Raw genomic sequence first — 17,148 nt, forward strand, 5'->3', positions numbered from 1 at the left:
CGCGACTTTTTTGGTATTTGACCAACTACAGTTGGTAACTCGTGGCGATCACAGACAAGATCTATATTAAAAATCACAGACAGCTCTCTTCGCAGGTAGAGGCAAACTTCCCAAAGAGCGCGTTTGCCGGTGCAACGCTCGATGTGCTCTTTACAGGAGATGGGCTGGCGAAACTCGACAGTGCGACTCGCGACCGTGTGCTGGATTTCGCAGAAGATTTCTTAGACTGTGATTGTCAGTCAAATCCCTACTGTGGCTGTCCCGAACGGAAGTTTATCAACTATTTGCTCGAACTGCGAGCACAGGGGCTTGGACCGGACGCAATCGTGGACGTAATGGGTGATGAGTATCTGTTGTACGCGTATTCTGGCGATATCCTCTCGTTTCTCGATCAGTCCGTACGGACGCTCGAAGCAGTTGAAACGCTTGCAGACGTAGAGAGTAATCTCGAAATGCAAGAACGAGCACGACAAGCAAAGCGCGATCTCACAGGATAGCTCTGCAGGCGATCGCTATCCAAGTCTGTATGGTTGCTCGTCAGTTTCGGCGTCTAACTCTTCTAAAAAGATTACATCTTCGTCTTCGGCTTCGGCAGAGAGCTGTTGATGCAGATAGTTTACGTATGCTTTGTGTTCATCAAGTTGCTCTCTGAGATGGTCGGCCTCAAGCTCGAGCCGTTCATGCTCGCGGATGAAGCTCTTTGGTACCTCAACAGTTGGTGGGAATGGTTCCTCGTCTCCGTCACGATGGAGTTCATTCTCTGGGACAACATTGACACGACCGTCGTGTGCAACAAGCGAATCGACATAGTCTCGAAACACAGCCGAAAGTGAGAGGTCGCGCTCTTCGGCGATCGATCGAAGTGTCTCAAACGTATCTTCGTTGACGCGAAAAGAGATTGTCTTGTTTTTGTTGCCCATGTTGTTGGAAGTTAGATATATGCTGCTGTTACTTAATTATTTGTCAGACAGAGCCGATCTACTGCGGGTCCGATACAGATTCGGTCGACTGTGTTGGTGTATCTGGACTTGAGTCACTTTCGTCAAGGCTTTCGAGCGCAGAAAGTGCCGTTGTACGGTACTCATCGGGTGGGAGGTCGTACTGCTCTTTTGCCATCCGGCCGTACTCGTTGCCTTCGTCGTCTAGGTGTTGGATTCGTTCAAGCGTCTGTTGTGCGGTCTCTGCAACCCAGCGATCGCGTGTGCCTGCATCAACAGCAGTGATCGACTCCGGACGCAGTGAGACGTTGACCGTTCCATCATCAGTTTCGTAGGTTCGTGGTTTCCCGACAATCGAGACGTATGCAGGAGTCTCGAGATCACGGAGCGTGTTTGCTGCCTCTGGTTGATACTGTCCTGCGTACACAAAGAATGTCCCTGTTGGATCGACAATGCGACCACGCCAGTATTCACTTTCGTCACCAACGTCTTCGGTTTCAGTGAGTGTTCCAACAACGAGAACGCGGTTTGCTCGTTCACCAGTCGGCAACAACAAGTACAGTGGTGCACGCTCGTCATCGGATTCTTTGAACGTGTAGCTTGCGTCGTTGAATTCACGGGCAAATACACGGCGAGCAACTTCACGGGTGGGGACGGAATCGGAAGATTGGTTTGAACTCATTTACATCGACCTCGCTTTGATAAGGATGGATTCAAGATCGGCAGGTGCGCCGAGCTGTTCGAACTCGTTTGCAAGTATGTATCGGCCATACGTTGGGCCGGTGACGCGGTAGTATCGTCCAAGAAGGTCACCACGGATCTCGTCGGCAACGACAGACGTGTCAAGTGCATCCATTGCCATTGTTTTGGCCTCTTCGAGCGTAAGTCCAGTGAGTTCCTCGGTTCGCTCGCGATTGAAGATGATTTCATGAACCGTTACACCGTCATCTAAGACTGCTTTGATTCGAAGGTCAAACTCTCCGTCAACGCTTCCGTGCTCAGAACAGCGTCCGTTCTGTAGAACTCGAGTACACTCCTCTTGTGGGCAGCGTTTGATAAGCCCAGATCCCGACTGGATATCAACGAGTGCGCCTTCCACAGATGCACTGTTATCACCTACTTCGATCTCTTCATCAAGCTCGGTGATGGTGGTTGTCCGATTAAGTTTCACCGAATAATTCCCTTGGTATTCATCAGTAACGACGTTTCCAAGCTTATATACGGCGCCTTCTTCCAACTTTGGGAGTTCCGAGGTGGCAAAGGAGACGAACTTGATTGTTCCAGATTCATCGCCAATCAGTCCAACTTGTGAGATGGCATCGCTACCTGGCTCCCAGAGATCAACAAGCTTGACAGTGAGATCGACCCACTGTTCGTCTTCGTCGATATCGTTAACGAGTATTTCGCTTGCACCACCTTGGCTAATTTCATCCCGATCGAGGCCAGCCTCATCAAGGTAATTATTGATGACGCTCCGTCGAGCCTCATTAGCTGGAACCTTGTACTGTGTAACGAGATTCTCAAGTTGTGACTCAACGTCGTCTACTGTTATCTCTAGGTGATCGGAGAACTGTTCCGCAATCTCTTCGGCGTGTGTCCGCAATTCTGACATGGTCTCACTGCCTCCACGTTGTTTTTCGATGGGAGACATACGGAGGTTGGTTCTTAATCATATAAAACATTCCGTCACCGGAGCGAAAGTGAACACCAGTCGGCTGTCGAAAGGCAGCCAACGGACATATAGCGATCGCTGACAAACATCGAGTATGAGTGATCGGATTGGCGAGTTTCTTCGCGAGCGGCTTCGACAGGCGGGCCGCAGCTACGAAGAAGCAAAACACGCCTACCGAGACGGGAAAGCCACAGGCGAGTCACAGCCAGGCCCCGCAGATTCACTCCCCGCTGATGAACGTGGCCGATCAAAGATCGTCTGTCGTCGGCATGCGGAGCGACGTGCAGTTCCGATCGACACTGATGGAAAACCAGCCTGTTATGATAGCGAGCATCCGGATTGCCGCGGCTGCGTTGAGGATATCAAGAATGGATCGATCGAAGTCTGGTAGTCCGGTAGCGGCTCGTTATTTCCGGCTCGCGTCAACATCGATCGCATCGACAGGACAGATATCGACGCAGAGCATACAGTCAATACACTGATCTTCACGGGTTGGTTCGACTTTTGTATCACTCTCTGGATGGTCTGGCGTGTCAACCCATGTGAATACGTCAACCGGACAGTTTTCCAGACAAGCACCATCCGCGATACAGATGTCATAGTCGACCGCAACGTGTGTCCCGTGAATACCGAGTTTCTCTGGCGGGTCAATAAGCCCCCAGACATCAATCTCGTCATCGAACTCAACACCTGCATCCTCCATCGCCGCAAAATCATCCGCGGTCGCTTTTGGTTGATTGGTGTCGAAGTTTGGATCAATTCCCATTAGTTACTCACTGCGTGTGTGAGCTATTTAAGCACACATCTCTGCGGTTGTGTTTAGGGACTATGTGCGCAGTATGCTATTGATTTGGCAAAGGAGTTCGCGAGATCTAGCCTGTTCGTGGGGTGATGCCTCTGTAATATGTGAAACAAGCGCATCTCGGAGTATTTTCAGCTCATGTCGATCAAACTTTGATTGTCCTGTTTCGATCGAAATTAGTAGCTGAGCGATTGGTGTTGTATCACGACCAGATGCTGCTTCGCGATCGAGGTATGAAAGCAGCGCTGCGTGCAACAACCACGCATCCTCGCGTGAGTAACTGAGTGCAGGTGTGTGATCGTGCGTAGATGGCGTCATCTCATCATCGACAGCTACTCGCTTGTCATATAAAAGTGTGGCTGAAGTTAACACGCCTCATGGAAACTATTCAATCAGGCAGTCGCTTCAGTATCAGCATGGGTTGTCTGTAACTCACGAACATACGCAGTGAAGTTCTCAAATAGCGATTTTACCTCACAGGCTTTGTTGTAGTTCTCTGCAGTGATGGTTTCAAGCACGGATGCGACCCGATCGGACCCAATTCGCTCTTCTTTCCCTTTGGTAACCGACTCTGCTGTGTTGCGATCGTACTCTGGGTGGAACTGGACACCGTAACAGTGACCCTTTCTAAATGCATGAATTCCGTACTCGTTCTCTGCGAGCAGTGTTGCATCCGGCGGCAGTTCGACAACGGCGTCGCCGTGCGTCGTAAAGACAGTAAACTCGCGAGTGATACCGTTTAAAAGAGAGTCCTCAGCGACTTTCTCAACTGTATTGTATCCAATCTCGAACTCGCCCATTGCGTCAACAGCGCCACCGAGCGCCTCTGCAAGCACTTGATGCCCGTAACAGACGCCAAGAACTGGAATGTCACGTGCTGCAGCATCACTAACGTAGTCGATGAGCTGCTCGATCCATGGCTCATCCCAGTAGACTGACGATCGAGAGCCGGTCACGACAACCGCATCATATGCAAAGTGTGTTGGGAGTTCTCCTTCCGGTGCATGAAATTCGACAAGATCGGCATCTAGTTCACGACGGAAGTTTCGACGCGTGTCGGCTCCATCGTGGGCAGCATTCAATAGTGCAAATCGCAAATTAGTCATTACCAACGGATATGTACCCCGGTATAAAGTGCTTTGCGCCGGAAACGACTTCTGCCGATCTCTAGTCAATAGTATCCGTCCTCAATCTGTTCGTCAAGAAAGCCAAGAATATGATCGTTTACGACACGAGAGTGTTCGATCTGTGGAAGATGTCCTGCACTGTCGATCGGAATCAACTCACTACGTGGGAGGCCGTCCGCAAGCGCATTGGCGGCTTCAAGCGGTACAATCTGGTCAACTTCCCCATGCAAGACAAGCGATGGGACAGTACATTCGTACAATGGTGTTGCATCGTACGCAGAGCACGTTTCTGCAAGTGCACTCCACTGTTTGAGTGAGGCATCTTCGCTCGATCGCCACTCGATAATCTGCTCAATAACAGTCGGCTGTTCGTCCGCAAAAGCGGCAGATACTGCGGTGGTTGTTGAGTCCCTGAGTGCGGCGTGGTCCTGTGGATCCGCAGCGAGTCGCGACAGTGGTAGCTCCGATCCGGTTGCTGCGGTTCCAATGAGTGTGAGTGTTTTGGCCCGGTTTGTTGTCTTAGCAGCGATAAGTGCAACGGCCCCACCAAGGCCACACCCAATAAGATGTGCAGATCGAGTGTCTGTTGCACGAAGAACCGAGACAAGGTCCGAGACGAGCGTCTCAAAATCGAACTCCGTTGTGTGTGTTTGCGATTGACCACACCCGCGTGTGTCAAACACAATTGTCTGATACGGCCCGGTCAATGCACGATACTGCCATCCCCACGCCCATGCACCAAAACCAATTTCACCAAGAAAGACGACGGTCTCCGCAGCGTCACCACTTGCTTCATAATAAATCTCTGCGTCTGAGACGTTGACAGTCGGCACAGTTGCGGTTAGTTGTTCAGTGGTTAGTGTATGTCGACTTCGGAAATTATTGGTACCTGTGTCCGTTTCAAGCGTTTAGGAGCTGTTTGAGGACTGATTCAGCACTTTCGAGTGTCTCATCGAGTGCATCAACGTCTGGGCCCCCGCCTTGTGCAAAGTCGGCTGGGCCGCCACCGCCTCCGCCCACTTTGCCTGCAAGTTGCCCAACAACCTCACCAGCGTTCACACCGGAATCAGCAGGTGCGCCAACAACAAACTGTGCACTGCCGCCAGCGCCGGAACCAAGCACAGCGACAGTCCCATCGTCGACGATCGCATTTGCCATCGCTCGAAGCTCTCCTGGATCGCTGTCAACGCGCTGGATGACGACTGGGACACCATCGATCGAGATTTCGTCGGCACCTGCGGCTGCACGGGCCTCTGCGAGCTCTTCTGTGAGTCGATCGATCTCTTTGCCCCGTTCTTTCCACTCGGTGAAAAACCGCTCTGCAGTCTCTGGGACGTCGAGTGGTGTTACGTCAAGCACGTCTGCGGCGTCATAGAGTGCGTCTTCAGTTCGTTGCGTCGCCTCGATGGCAGCCTCGCCAGCCGCAAAGACAATTCGTTCGACTCCGTCTTGTACGGGCTCCGTTTTGAGCACTTTGATTGTCCCAATCTCACCAGTTCGGCTGACGTGTGTGCCTCCACATGCCTGCACGTCGTCACCGACATGAATCAAGCGGATGTTTGCTCCCGGTGGAATTCCACCCTGGTAGAGATCGAATCCATGCGCTTTTTCAGCCTCGTTTCGATGTGGCCACTCCTGTTTGACGGAGATATTTTCCATCACGAGTTGATTTGCAATGTGCTCGATCTGTTTGACTTCCTGACGAGTGATTCGCTCGTAGTGGCGAACATCCATCCGTGAGCTTGCAGTACCTTTTTGTGCGCCAGCCTGACGAATGTGATCTCCTAAAACCTGTCGGGTGGCATGTCCAATAATATGTGTGGCAGTGTGGTGGCGCATGAGGCGGCGGCGACGATCGATATCGATCTGTCCACGGACAAACTCACCCTTCCCAGGGTCGCGATCGGTGTGATGTAGAATCACGTCATCGCGAATCTGAACGTCGAGTACTTCTGCGGTGACATCATCAGTGGTCAACGTCCCATGATCGGCTGGCTGTCCACCACCTTCTGGGTAGAACATTGATTGATCGAGGACAACATCGTACCCCTCATCGCGCTCGAAAACATCAAGCACAATGGCTTCAAATTCGGTCCGCTGTTGATTATCGTAGTAGAGTTTCTCGGTTTTTGGGAGGTCAACAAGTCGCTCGTCCTCCTCGGCAGTATCTCCTGCGTTGGTAACATCATCATGGCGGGAGGCGACAAGCGAGTAGAAGTCATCCGGAATTGAGACGATTGCGCCTCGATCGGTTGCGATCTCTTCGACCATGTCCGGTTGGATGCCGTGTGAGTCGTACAGTTCAATCAGTTCCGAGATAGGAATTGGCTCGTCGCTGCTTGCATACTCATCTGCAAGCTGTTCGACTTTTCGACCGCCACGTTCGAGCGTCTTTTTGTATTTTCTCTCCTCGGTACGGACAATGTCGCGGATTGTATCTCGGTTTTCGTAACCGAGTCGCTCTGCTTGCATATCTACAAGTTCATCAAGCGGCGCATCAACGCCAACATTGTCAACAAGCCGCTTCATGCGGCGGAGGACCATTCGTGCAAGGTATCCAGTTGCAACGTTTGATGGGACAATCCCATCACCAAACATGTACGCGAGAGTCCGACAGTGATCGGCGATCGCATAGATATCTTCGAGCGGCTCCATGAGCGTCTCAAGCTCTTCGGTTGGAACATCGAGCCGATCGGCGATCTCACTGCGCGCAGATTCCATATCTTCGGCCTCATCAATGTCCATCCGGCCAGCGAGCTTTGCAGCACGATGGATCAATGCTTCCTGTTCGTCGGTGTGTTCGATCCCAGCGTGTTCTTTGAGGAATGCGATCGTATCCGGATAGACCGCTTCATAAACGGTTGGCGTTCCTTGACTCATCCACGTCCATCGTTCGAGCCCGTAGCCGGTGTCGACGATGTAGGTGTCCATGAAGGAGTAGCGGTTACCATCTTTCATCTCATACTCGCCATCAGGGTCCTTCTCCATGCACATGAAAACGAGTGTAGCGAGTTCGGCACCTTTGTAGATGACTTCGATCGCAGGCCCGGCGTTACCGCCACCAACCCATGGATCCTCGATGTAAATAATTTCATCAAGGTTTGCACCAAGTGACTCAAAGAATCCATCACAGTATTCGACGGTTTCGTCTTTCCAGTACACCTCGCCCTCGTAGGCGTACTCTTTATTTGCGTCTTCGCGCGTGTTGAACGCGTGATGCGCCATCATTTCGAACGCCATTGTGTGACGGCCGGTTTTGCCCACGTTGTCGATATCCTGCATCCGAATACACGGCTGTGAAATCGTTAGGGGATTTGCCGGTGGTGGAGTCTGTCCGGATGTAACGAGCGGCTGGAAATCATAGATCGATGCTTGTGTCAGAAGAACATCGTCGCGCCACCGGTTCGCAGCAACGGGATACGGATCAATGCGCGCGTGATCGTGTCCCTCAAAGTATGAGAGGAATTTTTCGCGCATCTCAGTGAGCGTAAACTCCTCATCGAATCCGGGATTGTCAATGAAACTGTAATCTTCACACGGTGGCTCTCCACACAGTTCCCGACTGTGGTCGCGTGTCCAAAAGTGTGCCCCACAGGAGGAACACTCCTTCCGTTCGAAGCCTTCCTCCGCAAAATAATCGAGGCGGTATTCCTCCTCTAGTGAACTCATTACTCAACAGTTGGCTCATGACCGTCTAAAGAACTTTCGAGCCAAGCCTGTCAAATGATGCTCGGCGGCGTAACTGTTATTACAGTGGTTTACATTCTTTCTGCCAGTAGGTAACACTGAATGTCTGACAGGATCCAGAATGTCTTGCTACTCACAACAGAAGACCTTCAGGAGGCACTTGAGACAACGCTGTCACCAGCATTTACTGTCAAGACAAAAACACCACCAGCAAACAGGGCAACAATCGTCGAGGCAGACTGTATTGTGACGACTGAATTGCTTACGACAACCGTGGATACACCAGTCGTCTACTGTGGGGATGAGTCTGTGGATTCGATCGGTCAATCATACCGAGTTGATGCACTGATACGACCGTCTCAGATCGAAATGGCTGTAGAACAGGTTCGAGTTGCAGTACGGAATCAGCGGGACGAACAGTCCCGGATCGATCGCCTCCACGAAGCGGCAACTGAGCTAATAACTGCCGAGACACACGAAGAGGTCTACACGCGTATTGGTGAGGTTGCAAACCGCGTGCTTGAGTTCGAAGACTGTTATCTTGGAATTGTTGAGAATGAGATGTTCATTCCAAAGTTTTCAGTGAGCAAGGAGGTTGGCCCACGGCCACTAAAATATGGCCAGCTTGGCGAAACATACAGAACTAAGAAATCGACACTTATCCACGACTTAGGGGCCGAATCATCGGCAACCCCCGCGCGCCAGCGGTACCGATCGGGCATTAGCGTCCCTATTGGAAAGTATGGTGTACTGCAAGTCATTGGTGCTGAGACCCATAGCTTCACACAACGTGATCTTGAACTCGCAGAACTCCTTGCAACGTATGCGGTTGGCACACTCTCACGCATTGAGTCAGAAAGCGAACTTCGGGAGAGCCGACGAAGGACCGAGAATCTACAAGAAGGCGCAACAACGCTTGCAACGGTTATTGAGGAGCAGGATGCATTTGAGACAATGGTCGATATTGCAGAGCGAATTCTTTCGTTCGACCGATGCGTTGTGATGGATGTCGATGGCGAGTACCTGACCCCACGTGCGTACTCCACAAATGCACAGCCAGATGATGCAGCACCAATGCATATTTCCGAGGGACTATGCGGGTGGTGTTATCGGAACAGTGAATCAAGAGTGGTGAGCGATCTCGCAACAGATACAAAGTCAAATCCACAGAAGGCGGAGTATCGATCAGGAATAAGCATCCCGATTGGAGAGTTTGGCGTCTTTCAAGCAGTTTCAACCGATCCAGATGCGTTCACAGATCGAGATAAAGAGCTCGGTGAGTTGTTAGCATCACATGTTCGAGAGACGCTCGACAGGATTCTTGCCGAACAAAAACGGAACGCCGAACGCGATCGACTCGCAACGCTGTTTGAAAACATCCCAGATGCAGGCGTTGCATTCGAGTATCGCCATGGTGAGCCAATTATCAAACGGGTCAATACCGCATTTGAGCGGGTATTTGGATATGAGGAAACAACCGTTCTTGGAAAGAGTTTGGACGAATTCATACTGCCGACAGATGACCCGTTAAAACAGGCAGAGGCAGACCGGCTAAATAGACGGTTGCAAGCCGGTGACAATGTTCGAGTGGAGGTTGAGCGAATCGCTGCAGATGGTTCGCGATACTTTTTATTACACGTTGTTCCGCTTCAACTCGATGCGGAAAATGTCAATGGATATGCAATCTACACCGACCTCACAACACAAAAAGAGCGAGAACAAGAGCTCACAGCACAAAACAAGCAGCTCGATGAGTTTGCAAGTATTGTAAGCCATGACCTCCGAAACCCGATCAATGTTGCGTCGGGCTATCTCGAACTTGCGCGCGAGACTGGCGAGGATGCATATCTTATGCAAGTGAGTGATGCAATTAATCGGATGGATACACTGGTGGGAGACCTTTTGTTATTAGCACGGAAAGGTACGGAGATCCAAGAACAGACCACGCTCGATCTGTTCTCAATCGCAAACCAAGCGTGGGACAACGTCGATACAAAAGAGGCAGTGTTGGAAATCGACGAAACAATCACACTTAAAGCCGATCGAGGGCGGCTATTAGAGCTCTTTGAGAATCTGTTTCGGAATGCAATCGAACACGCAGGTCCTACAACCAAAGTGACGATTGGGCCGATCGATAATGAACGTGGATTCTACGTTGCTGACGATGGACCTGGAATCGGTCAAGAAAGTATCGAACGAATATTTGAGACCGGATACACAACGATGGAGGATGGAACTGGACTCGGCCTTGCCATCACAGAGCGTATTGCAGATGCACATGGCTGGGACTGTACCGTTCATACGGGAGACGTTGGTGGTGCACGATTTGAATTTGTTACCGACGTTTCAGCGTCAAACGGCACCGAAGATACATCTTCAGTAACGAGAACAAACCGTTAGTGAAGAACCGAATCAATTCGGTCAATTGCTACATCAATATCGGCATCAGTTACGTCCCAGTTGGTACAGAACCGTGTGATGTATTCGTTAAAAGCACCACCCAACACATCCACACCAGCACACTCAGCAACGAACTCCGACGCAGAGAGGTCTGCATCGCTGCTGTCAACGACAACAATATTCGTATCCGGTGTTGGAACTGCGAGTCCCGCGATTTCATCAAGCCCTGCTGCGAGGCGGGTTGCTCGTTTGTGATCGTCTCCGAGCCGGTCGATGTTCTCAAGCGCGAGCAGTCCTGGTGCAGCGATGATCCCTGCTTGCCGCATCCCACCACCAAGCAGTTTTCGCGTTCGTCGGGCCTGATCAATGAATGATTGTGGGCCAGCAAGGATGGAACCGATCGGTGCGCCCAGTCCCTTCGAGAGACAGAACATAACCGTGTCGACGTGCTCAAGCAGGTCTGGAGCAGGTGTCTCAAGGGCAACAGCAGCATTGAACAATCGAGCACCGTCAAGATGGACAGGGACATCGAGTTCGTGTGCCGCAGTTGCTGCAGCATCGATCGCATCTTTTGGGACCGCAGTACCACCACGGTAGTTGTGTGTGTTTTCGAGCGTGAGAAGGCCAGTCCCCGGACGGTGGAGATCCTCTGCTACGTAGTTGTCGTGAATCTGTGCAGGCGTTGGGACACAACGGTCGCCTGAGTCAATAATTCGTGTTTGTACCTGTGCAAGCTGTGCAGCACCAGCAAGCTCCCAGCGGTAGATGTGAGACTCTGAATCTAAAAGCAGTTCATTACCACGCTCTGTGTGGACACGCACTGCGATCTGATTGCCCATCGTTCCTGATGGGACAAACAGTGCGGCTTCCATGCCGACTGCGGCGGCGGCTGCAGCTTCGAGTTGGTTTACTGTTGGATCGTCGCGATAGACATCATCGCCAACATCGGCGTTTCGAGCTGCGTCGCGCATTTCATCGCTTGGCTTGGTAACCGTATCACTGCGAAGGTCAATCATACAGAGTGCACTCTTGGTGGGTGCAAATAGCCAGCGGTCCCGGAACTATGGGCAACTGAGGGATGGGATCGAAAGGACTTCACGGCAGTATTCGCCACTCTTTGGCATGGATCCACGAATCCGCGAGCACGCGGAAACGATCGTCGAACATTCGGTCTCGCTGCAAGCTGGCGACAACGTTGTTATTCAACTCCCTCCGGAAGCAGAAGACCTCGCAGTGGCACTGTATGAACAGTGTGGAGATATCGGAGCCAATCCAATCTGGATTGCTAATTCGGGGCGTGCCGATCGAGGCTATTTGCGCTCAAGCGAGGAGTTCGAAACACCAGCGCACCAACTTTCATTCTACGAGGATGCGGATGCGTTTATTATTGCACGTGGTGGGTCGAATGTAACAGAGTCAAGTGACGTCCCGCCAGAGACAAATGCAGCCTATCGCCGTGCGATGAAGCCAGTACAGAAAGAGCGGCTCTCAAAACGCTGGTGTCTCACGCAGTATCCGACAAGCGGTCACGCACAACTAGCTGGAATGAGCACCGAAGGCTACGAAAATTTCGTCTGGGATGCGGTGTCTCTCGACTGGGACACACAACGGGAGTTCCAAGCGAATATGGTCGAGGTTCTTGACCCTGCAGATGAGGTCAGAATCACCGCGGGTGAGGAGACCGACCTGACGATGTCTGTTGCTGGAAATTCGACGCTTAACGACTACGGTGAAAAGAACCTCCCTGGTGGAGAGGTGTTTACTGCGCCAGTCAAAGAGAGCGTGAGCGGATCGGTGTACTTTGATCTGCCACTCTATCGCTACGGGCGTGAGATCGAAGGTGTCCGCCTAACATTTGAGGATGGGCAAGTTGTCTCCCATAGCGCAGAACGAAATGAAGCGTTGCTCACAGGTATCTTAGAGACTGATGATGGTGCACGCTATCTTGGTGAGCTTGGAATTGGAATGAATCGAGCGATCGATCAGTTCACCTACAACATGCTCTTTGATGAGAAGATGGGTGACACCGTCCACATGGCAGTTGGTGCCGCATACCCAGAGACGGTTAGTGAGGAGAATGAACTTAACGAGTCTGCAGAGCATGTTGACATGATTGTCGATATGAGCGAAGACTCAACCATCGAGGTAGATGGCGAGGTCGTCCAACGGAACGGAACGTTTGTGTTCGAAGACGAGTTCTAAGCGAATTGAACGAGAATTACTCGGTGGCGTCGAGTTCGAACTGCTGATTCTCCGCAACCGCATTGAGCACGACGCTTGTGTTCGACTCGCGGATATCAACATCAGTTAGCAGCTCTTTGATTTGATCGTTCATCCCGTCGGTGTCTGTGAATTTACCGATCGCAATAATATCGTAATCACCCGTCACCTCGTAGACACTGATCATCTGTTTCTGTTCACGGAGCCGGTCTGTAATCTCTGGAAGTGCACTTCCCTCAACTTTGAGCTGAATAATTGCCGTGACATCGTATCCAAGTGCACCATAATCAACGATCGGTGTATATCCTCTGACAACACCCTCCGATTCAAGATCACGTAGATGATTTGAAACGGTTGTGACAGAAACATCGAGTTCTTCACCAAGGCTTCTGAGACTTGCTCGCCCATTGCCTAACAGTGCATTGATCAACTTGGCGTCCAGGTTTTCGTACGTCATTACACTTCAGGTCACACTGGGGGCATTAGAATTTTACGAATATCCAATTCTGAGCAAGACTCGGGGTTATTGCACTAAGCGATAAGGTCTTTATACTGGCAGTATTCTTTGGGAATGTTCAGAACATGACGGAAGAAAACATCGTAACTGATGGTGGATTGTCCGCTAAAGAGCAGGAAGTAGTTGACAAAATTGAAGAAGAAGGAGTCGACTTCCTTCGGCTACAATTCACAGATATTCTCGGTACGGTGAAAAACGTCTCTGTCCCAGCACGTCAGGCAGAGAAAGCATTTACTGAGGGGATCTATTTCGACGGATCCTCAATCGAAGGGTTCGTTCGTATCCAAGAGTCCGATATGCGTCTCAAACCGGACCCAGAAACGTTTGCGATTCTCCCATGGAGGAAAAAGGAAGACAGCGCCGCAGCACGTCTTATTTGTGATGTAATCAACACCTCAACAGGCGAGCCGTTCGAGGGTGACCCACGATATATCCTCAAAAAGACGCTCAAACGCGCAGAAGAGATGGGATACACGGTCAACGCGGCACCGGAGCCGGAGTTCTTCCTCTTCGAAGAGGATGAGGATGGGCGTGCAACAACGAAAACAAACGATGCAGGTGGGTACTTTGATCTCGCACCAAAAGACCTCGCACAGGATGTCCGTCGTGACATCATCTACGGTCTCGAATCGATGGGCTTCGAGATTGAGGCAAGCCACCACGAAGTGGCACAGGGACAGCACGAGATCAACTTCACCTACGACGATGCCCTTGCAACCGCAGACAACGTCGGAACCTTCCGAACCGTGGTTCGTGCGATCGCCGCACAGCACGATCTACACGCAACGTTCATGCCAAAGCCGATCGCCCGCATCAACGGCTCAGGAATGCACACCCACATCTCGCTGTTTGATGAGGATGGCAACAACGCATTCCATGACGATGATGATGAGTTCAACCTGAGCGAGACCGCACACTCGTTCCTTGCAGGAATCCTTGAGCACGCACCAGCGATCACCGCAATTTCAAACCCAACAGTGAACAGCTACAAACGGCTTGTTCCAGGATACGAAGCACCGGTGTACATTGCATGGTCCGATCGTAACCGTTCAGCACTGATCCGTAAACCAGCCGCACGTGTGCCAGCAGCAAGCCGTATTGAGGCTCGCTTCCCTGACCCATCGTGTAACGCATACCTTGCATTCGCCGCGCTCATTCACGCTGGTCTTGAGGGTATTGAGAATGATCTCGAAGCACCGGATCCAGTCCGTGAGAACATCTACGACTTCGATGAGGAGAAACGCGAAGAATACGGCATTGAGACCCTTCCAACGAACCTCGGTGAGGCAGTCGACGCACTCGAGGAAGACGAAGTTATCTACGGTGCGCTTGGTGAGCACATCGGACCGAAGTTTGTCGAAGCAAAGAAATCCGAGTTTGAAGACTACATCATCGAAGTCTCCCAGTGGGAGCTCGATCGATACCTCGAAACGTTCTAACACAGAACGAACTCGGCGTACTACTATTCACGCATCGACATTCGAAGATACCGGATTTTTTTGAACCCACCCAGCAAATAGCGGTGCCAATATAATACAGCCAATTGCGGCAGCGCTCAGGAAGATTGTCACAACGATCGGGAGCGAAACACTGTATGCAGTAATCCATAATCCACCGGTGAGTGGCAATACGATCGCAAGTTCACGGAGCCGGAGCGGTGGTGCAAACACCGCCTGAGTACCGTAGCGCATCCATACAAGAACACCCCCAAGAGCGGTCCCGATCGACACTGCAGCCTGTGTCGCTTCACGCGGATGTCCTTGGGATGTTGAAACAACCAATCCAGCAACTGCAATAGCCCCCGCAAGAATAAACAACGGCATCGGTGAGAGCGATCGATCAGGCTGCAGAACAAACTGAGCAGTGAATACAAGCAGTACAACGCCGAGTCCAATACCCGCAACGACGTCAATCGGATTGTGAACTTGGATCACAACCCTGGAGAGACCGACTGCAAAAATAAACGCTCCCGCAGCAAGCCACCGCCGGCGACGTGTCCAGACGCGAAGCAGTAGCGCAAACCCACCGTAAAAAACCGTTGCAGCGATCGCATGACCGCTGGGAAAGCCATATCCATCAATTGCCGTTTCCGAGCGGATTAGTGTCGTTGCAAACTCAGGCAACCACAGAGGCGCCTCCGGAACTGTTGGAGGCCGTGGAACTGCAGTAACCGATTTAATTGTCAGTGTCACCGCAAGTGCAGCAACCGCAAGACCAACAATCGTGATTGCGATTCGGCGTGCGTCAGGAATCGACTCAGGAGCAAGCCAGTAGAGTACCGACAACACTGCAAACAAAAGCACAGCGTCACCCAATAGCGTAATGAGAACAAAAACGGGGATCAGTACCTCGGGAACACTGCTGGCAACATGAAACAGGACGGTATATTGAAGCATACAGTGCGACAGTGAGCGCAGAAATTAGTTGCGTCGATCGCGGACAAAATCAAGGATTCTGCCCGGACCGCCAGCGAGGTTCAATCCAACACCAACAACGACAAAGATGACGTACAGCCCAAGCGTTGAGAGGAAAATAATGAGCATTGCGAGGATCGCAACCCAGTCACTCTGTAAGTAGTAGAATGCACCAAGCGTCATTGCCGTACCGTACAGTAACACAAGGTACGGTCCCCAACCGCGGGCGTGTCCACGACGCATTCGTTTTCGGACGTATCCTTTGAGCTCGGATTCGACCTCCGGCTTTTTGATAGTCCGGTTATTAATATCTGACTCAAACGAATCAAGGTCGGCGCGGAGTTCAGAGAGTTGTTCGTTCAGTTCCGAGATATCTGGTGCACCGGCTGGAGAAACCGATTCGCGATCCTGCTCATCGTCCGGCCTCGATCGGTCCCCTACACCAGTCGTCGAGTCGCGGTCCGTTCGCTCGCTCGCCATGTATTCTGATTGTCGCAGCGGTCCCTGTTGTAGTTGCCGGTCCGATGCAGAAATTGTACCAGATGTGTGATCGTCATCAAAATCATCTAGGCTTCGATTTCCAGCGAGCACTGCATTGACCACTGCGCCAAATATAATCAGTACTGCAGCAATGTAGAGCCAGGTGACAAGTAATAAGATTGCACCAATAACGCCGTACACCTGATACTGAGCCGCTCCTGCGGCGTATATTTGAAATCCAGCCTGCAGAGCAGTCCAGCCAATTGCTGCAAACGCAGCCCCCGGCAGTGCCTCTTTAAAAGTGATTGGTGGATTTGGGAACTGCCGGTACATCGGAAGGAAGACACCAATCAAAAGGAGTGGAAGGATGGCAATCCCAACAATCCGACTAAATGGACCCAATGGAACTGCAGCGACGACTGCACCGATAACAAGCATGCTCGCAATGCCGACACCGATCGAAAATGCAGAGACTGCAGCGTCACGGAGTTGACCGATGAATGAGGCAGTCTCTGTCTGGCCGTACACGGTCAAAAATGCTGTATCAAGCGCACGAAATACTTTGAGCGTACCCCACGCTAAGACAGCAAAGCTCACGATTGTTGCGCCACCGCGTCCAGCTGCGTTTTCGATTGCCCCCTCAATCACTTCCTGTCCTGCTGGAGTGAGGAAATCCTGTGTGAGTTCAAGTAGCTGTGTGGCAAACGCCTCGCCACCGATCGCAGAGGCAAGAATCAATAACAAAAGCAGCGAGGGGATAAGCGAAACAAACGCGTAGTATGCGACGCTCGCTGCAAGGAACGTAATCTGGGCATTACCCGCAGTATCAACGATCGTTTTGAGCAGATCAACTGGGGAGAGAGAGGGTCGCTCGACTGACACGACATACGT

The 17,148-nt window shown here is 51.5% G+C and carries 17 protein-coding genes; 5 read left to right on the forward strand and 12 right to left on the reverse strand.

Annotated features, from left to right (window positions below; all coding sequences use genetic code 11):
- Positions 1 to 41 precede the first annotated feature (41 nt).
- A complete protein-coding gene (locus AArcSt2_RS02615; protein ID WP_174652651.1) occupies positions 42 to 497 on the forward strand; it encodes a DUF5814 domain-containing protein in 456 nt (151 codons plus the stop codon).
- A gap of 15 nt (positions 498 to 512) precedes the next feature.
- On the opposite strand, the gene AArcSt2_RS02620 is transcribed toward AArcSt2_RS02615, so the two are convergent.
- From AArcSt2_RS02620 to AArcSt2_RS02630, 3 genes are read right to left on the reverse strand one after another with little or no spacing between them, the layout of a single operon-like run.
- Positions 513 to 920 (reverse strand): DUF8146 domain-containing protein, encoded by a 408-nt coding sequence (locus tag AArcSt2_RS02620; RefSeq protein ID WP_250582721.1) that lies wholly within the window; start codon positions 918 to 920, stop codon positions 513 to 515.
- A gap of 58 nt (positions 921 to 978) precedes the next feature.
- On the reverse strand, positions 979 to 1,620 hold the full coding sequence (locus AArcSt2_RS02625) for an RPA family protein (protein WP_174652649.1): 642 nt from the start codon (positions 1,618 to 1,620) through the stop codon (positions 979 to 981).
- Positions 1,621 to 2,550 carry a replication factor A gene (locus tag AArcSt2_RS02630; RefSeq protein WP_250582723.1) on the reverse strand — a complete coding sequence of 310 codons (930 nt, stop codon included), beginning with the start codon at positions 2,548 to 2,550 and terminating at the stop codon, positions 1,621 to 1,623.
- Positions 2,551 to 2,704: 154 nt separating this feature from the next.
- On the opposite strand from AArcSt2_RS02630, the gene AArcSt2_RS02635 reads away from it, so the two are divergent.
- Positions 2,705 to 3,001, forward strand: coding sequence for a DUF7091 family protein (locus AArcSt2_RS02635; RefSeq protein ID WP_250582724.1), 297 nt, complete (start codon positions 2,705 to 2,707; stop codon positions 2,999 to 3,001).
- Positions 3,002 to 3,016: 15 nt separating this feature from the next.
- Here AArcSt2_RS02635 and AArcSt2_RS02640 read toward each other — a convergent pair whose 3' ends face one another.
- From AArcSt2_RS02640 to alaS, 5 genes are all read right to left on the reverse strand, one after another.
- The gene (locus tag AArcSt2_RS02640) at positions 3,017 to 3,376 is read right to left on the reverse strand and encodes a 4Fe-4S dicluster domain-containing protein (RefSeq protein ID WP_250582726.1); all 360 of its coding nucleotides are present in this window, start codon (positions 3,374 to 3,376) and stop codon (positions 3,017 to 3,019) included.
- A gap of 60 nt (positions 3,377 to 3,436) precedes the next feature.
- Positions 3,437 to 3,730, reverse strand: coding sequence for a DUF7853 family protein (locus AArcSt2_RS02645; RefSeq protein ID WP_174652645.1), 294 nt, complete (start codon positions 3,728 to 3,730; stop codon positions 3,437 to 3,439).
- A gap of 74 nt (positions 3,731 to 3,804) precedes the next feature.
- On the reverse strand, positions 3,805 to 4,518 hold the full coding sequence (locus AArcSt2_RS02650; RefSeq protein ID WP_250582728.1) for a type 1 glutamine amidotransferase: 714 nt from the start codon (positions 4,516 to 4,518) through the stop codon (positions 3,805 to 3,807).
- 65 nt (positions 4,519 to 4,583) lie between these two features.
- Positions 4,584 to 5,372 (reverse strand): alpha/beta fold hydrolase, encoded by a 789-nt coding sequence (locus tag AArcSt2_RS02655; protein ID WP_250582730.1) that lies wholly within the window; start codon positions 5,370 to 5,372, stop codon positions 4,584 to 4,586.
- A gap of 67 nt (positions 5,373 to 5,439) precedes the next feature.
- On the reverse strand, positions 5,440 to 8,208 hold the full coding sequence (alaS, locus tag AArcSt2_RS02660) for an alanine--tRNA ligase (RefSeq protein WP_250582732.1): 2,769 nt from the start codon (positions 8,206 to 8,208) through the stop codon (positions 5,440 to 5,442).
- 120 nt (positions 8,209 to 8,328) lie between these two features.
- Here alaS and AArcSt2_RS02665 point away from each other — a divergent pair, with 120 nt between their 5' ends.
- Positions 8,329 to 10,626, forward strand: coding sequence for a GAF domain-containing sensor histidine kinase (locus AArcSt2_RS02665; protein WP_250582734.1), 2,298 nt, complete (start codon positions 8,329 to 8,331; stop codon positions 10,624 to 10,626).
- Here the strand turns inward: AArcSt2_RS02665 and AArcSt2_RS02670 are convergent.
- Positions 10,623 to 11,642: a threonine aldolase family protein gene (locus AArcSt2_RS02670; protein WP_250582736.1), complete on the reverse strand. Its 1,020-nt coding sequence runs from the start codon at positions 11,640 to 11,642 to the stop codon at positions 10,623 to 10,625. The two genes, AArcSt2_RS02665 and AArcSt2_RS02670, sit on opposite strands and share 4 nt — an antisense overlap.
- A 106-nt stretch (positions 11,643 to 11,748) precedes the next feature.
- Between AArcSt2_RS02670 and AArcSt2_RS02675 the strand changes: the two genes are divergently transcribed.
- Complete coding sequence (locus AArcSt2_RS02675) at positions 11,749 to 12,828, forward strand: aminopeptidase (protein WP_250582738.1); 1,080 nt, start codon at positions 11,749 to 11,751, stop codon at positions 12,826 to 12,828.
- Between the two features lie 16 nt (positions 12,829 to 12,844).
- On the opposite strand, the gene lrp is transcribed toward AArcSt2_RS02675, so the two are convergent.
- Positions 12,845 to 13,303: an HTH-type transcriptional regulator Lrp gene (gene lrp / locus AArcSt2_RS02680; protein WP_250582740.1), complete on the reverse strand. Its 459-nt coding sequence runs from the start codon at positions 13,301 to 13,303 to the stop codon at positions 12,845 to 12,847.
- A gap of 125 nt (positions 13,304 to 13,428) precedes the next feature.
- On the opposite strand from lrp, the gene glnA reads away from it, so the two are divergent.
- Positions 13,429 to 14,802, forward strand: coding sequence for a type I glutamate--ammonia ligase (gene glnA, locus AArcSt2_RS02685; protein WP_174652638.1), 1,374 nt, complete (start codon positions 13,429 to 13,431; stop codon positions 14,800 to 14,802).
- Between the two features lie 27 nt (positions 14,803 to 14,829).
- Here glnA and AArcSt2_RS02690 read toward each other — a convergent pair whose 3' ends face one another.
- Entirely contained in the window at positions 14,830 to 15,759 is a 930-nt protein-coding gene (locus tag AArcSt2_RS02690) for a phosphatase PAP2 family protein (RefSeq protein ID WP_174652637.1), read from the reverse strand.
- A gap of 24 nt (positions 15,760 to 15,783) precedes the next feature.
- A complete protein-coding gene (locus tag AArcSt2_RS02695) occupies positions 15,784 to 17,139 on the reverse strand; it encodes a YihY/virulence factor BrkB family protein (RefSeq protein WP_250582742.1) in 1,356 nt (451 codons plus the stop codon).
- Positions 17,140 to 17,148 lie beyond the last annotated feature (9 nt).

The organism is Natronocalculus amylovorans, assembly GCF_023638035.1.
Lineage (GTDB): Archaea > Halobacteriota > Halobacteria > Halobacteriales > Haloferacaceae > Natronocalculus > Natronocalculus amylovorans.

Excerpts from the sequence above, each read along its gene's own strand:
- AArcSt2_RS02675 (WP_250582738.1), top strand. The coding sequence starts at position 11,749 with ATGGATCCACGAATCCGCGAGCACGCGGAAACGATCGTCGAACATTCG.
- AArcSt2_RS02665 (WP_250582734.1), top strand. The coding sequence starts at position 8,329 with ATGTCTGACAGGATCCAGAATGTCTTGCTACTCACAACAGAAGACCTT.
- AArcSt2_RS02630 (WP_250582723.1), bottom strand. The coding sequence starts at position 2,550 with ATGTCAGAATTGCGGACACACGCCGAAGAGATTGCGGAACAGTTCTCC.
- AArcSt2_RS02620 (WP_250582721.1), bottom strand. The coding sequence starts at position 920 with ATGGGCAACAAAAACAAGACAATCTCTTTTCGCGTCAACGAAGATACG.
- lrp (WP_250582740.1), bottom strand. The coding sequence starts at position 13,303 with ATGACGTACGAAAACCTGGACGCCAAGTTGATCAATGCACTGTTAGGC.
- alaS (WP_250582732.1), bottom strand. The coding sequence starts at position 8,208 with ATGAGTTCACTAGAGGAGGAATACCGCCTCGATTATTTTGCGGAGGAA.
- AArcSt2_RS02640 (WP_250582726.1), bottom strand. The coding sequence starts at position 3,376 with ATGGGAATTGATCCAAACTTCGACACCAATCAACCAAAAGCGACCGCG.
- AArcSt2_RS02690 (WP_174652637.1), bottom strand. The coding sequence starts at position 15,759 with ATGCTTCAATATACCGTCCTGTTTCATGTTGCCAGCAGTGTTCCCGAG.
- AArcSt2_RS02650 (WP_250582728.1), bottom strand. The coding sequence starts at position 4,518 with ATGACTAATTTGCGATTTGCACTATTGAATGCTGCCCACGATGGAGCC.
- AArcSt2_RS02625 (WP_174652649.1), bottom strand. The coding sequence starts at position 1,620 with ATGAGTTCAAACCAATCTTCCGATTCCGTCCCCACCCGTGAAGTTGCT.
- AArcSt2_RS02645 (WP_174652645.1), bottom strand. The coding sequence starts at position 3,730 with ATGACGCCATCTACGCACGATCACACACCTGCACTCAGTTACTCACGC.
- glnA (WP_174652638.1), top strand. The coding sequence starts at position 13,429 with ATGACGGAAGAAAACATCGTAACTGATGGTGGATTGTCCGCTAAAGAG.
- AArcSt2_RS02635 (WP_250582724.1), top strand. The coding sequence starts at position 2,705 with ATGAGTGATCGGATTGGCGAGTTTCTTCGCGAGCGGCTTCGACAGGCG.
- AArcSt2_RS02670 (WP_250582736.1), bottom strand. The coding sequence starts at position 11,642 with ATGATTGACCTTCGCAGTGATACGGTTACCAAGCCAAGCGATGAAATG.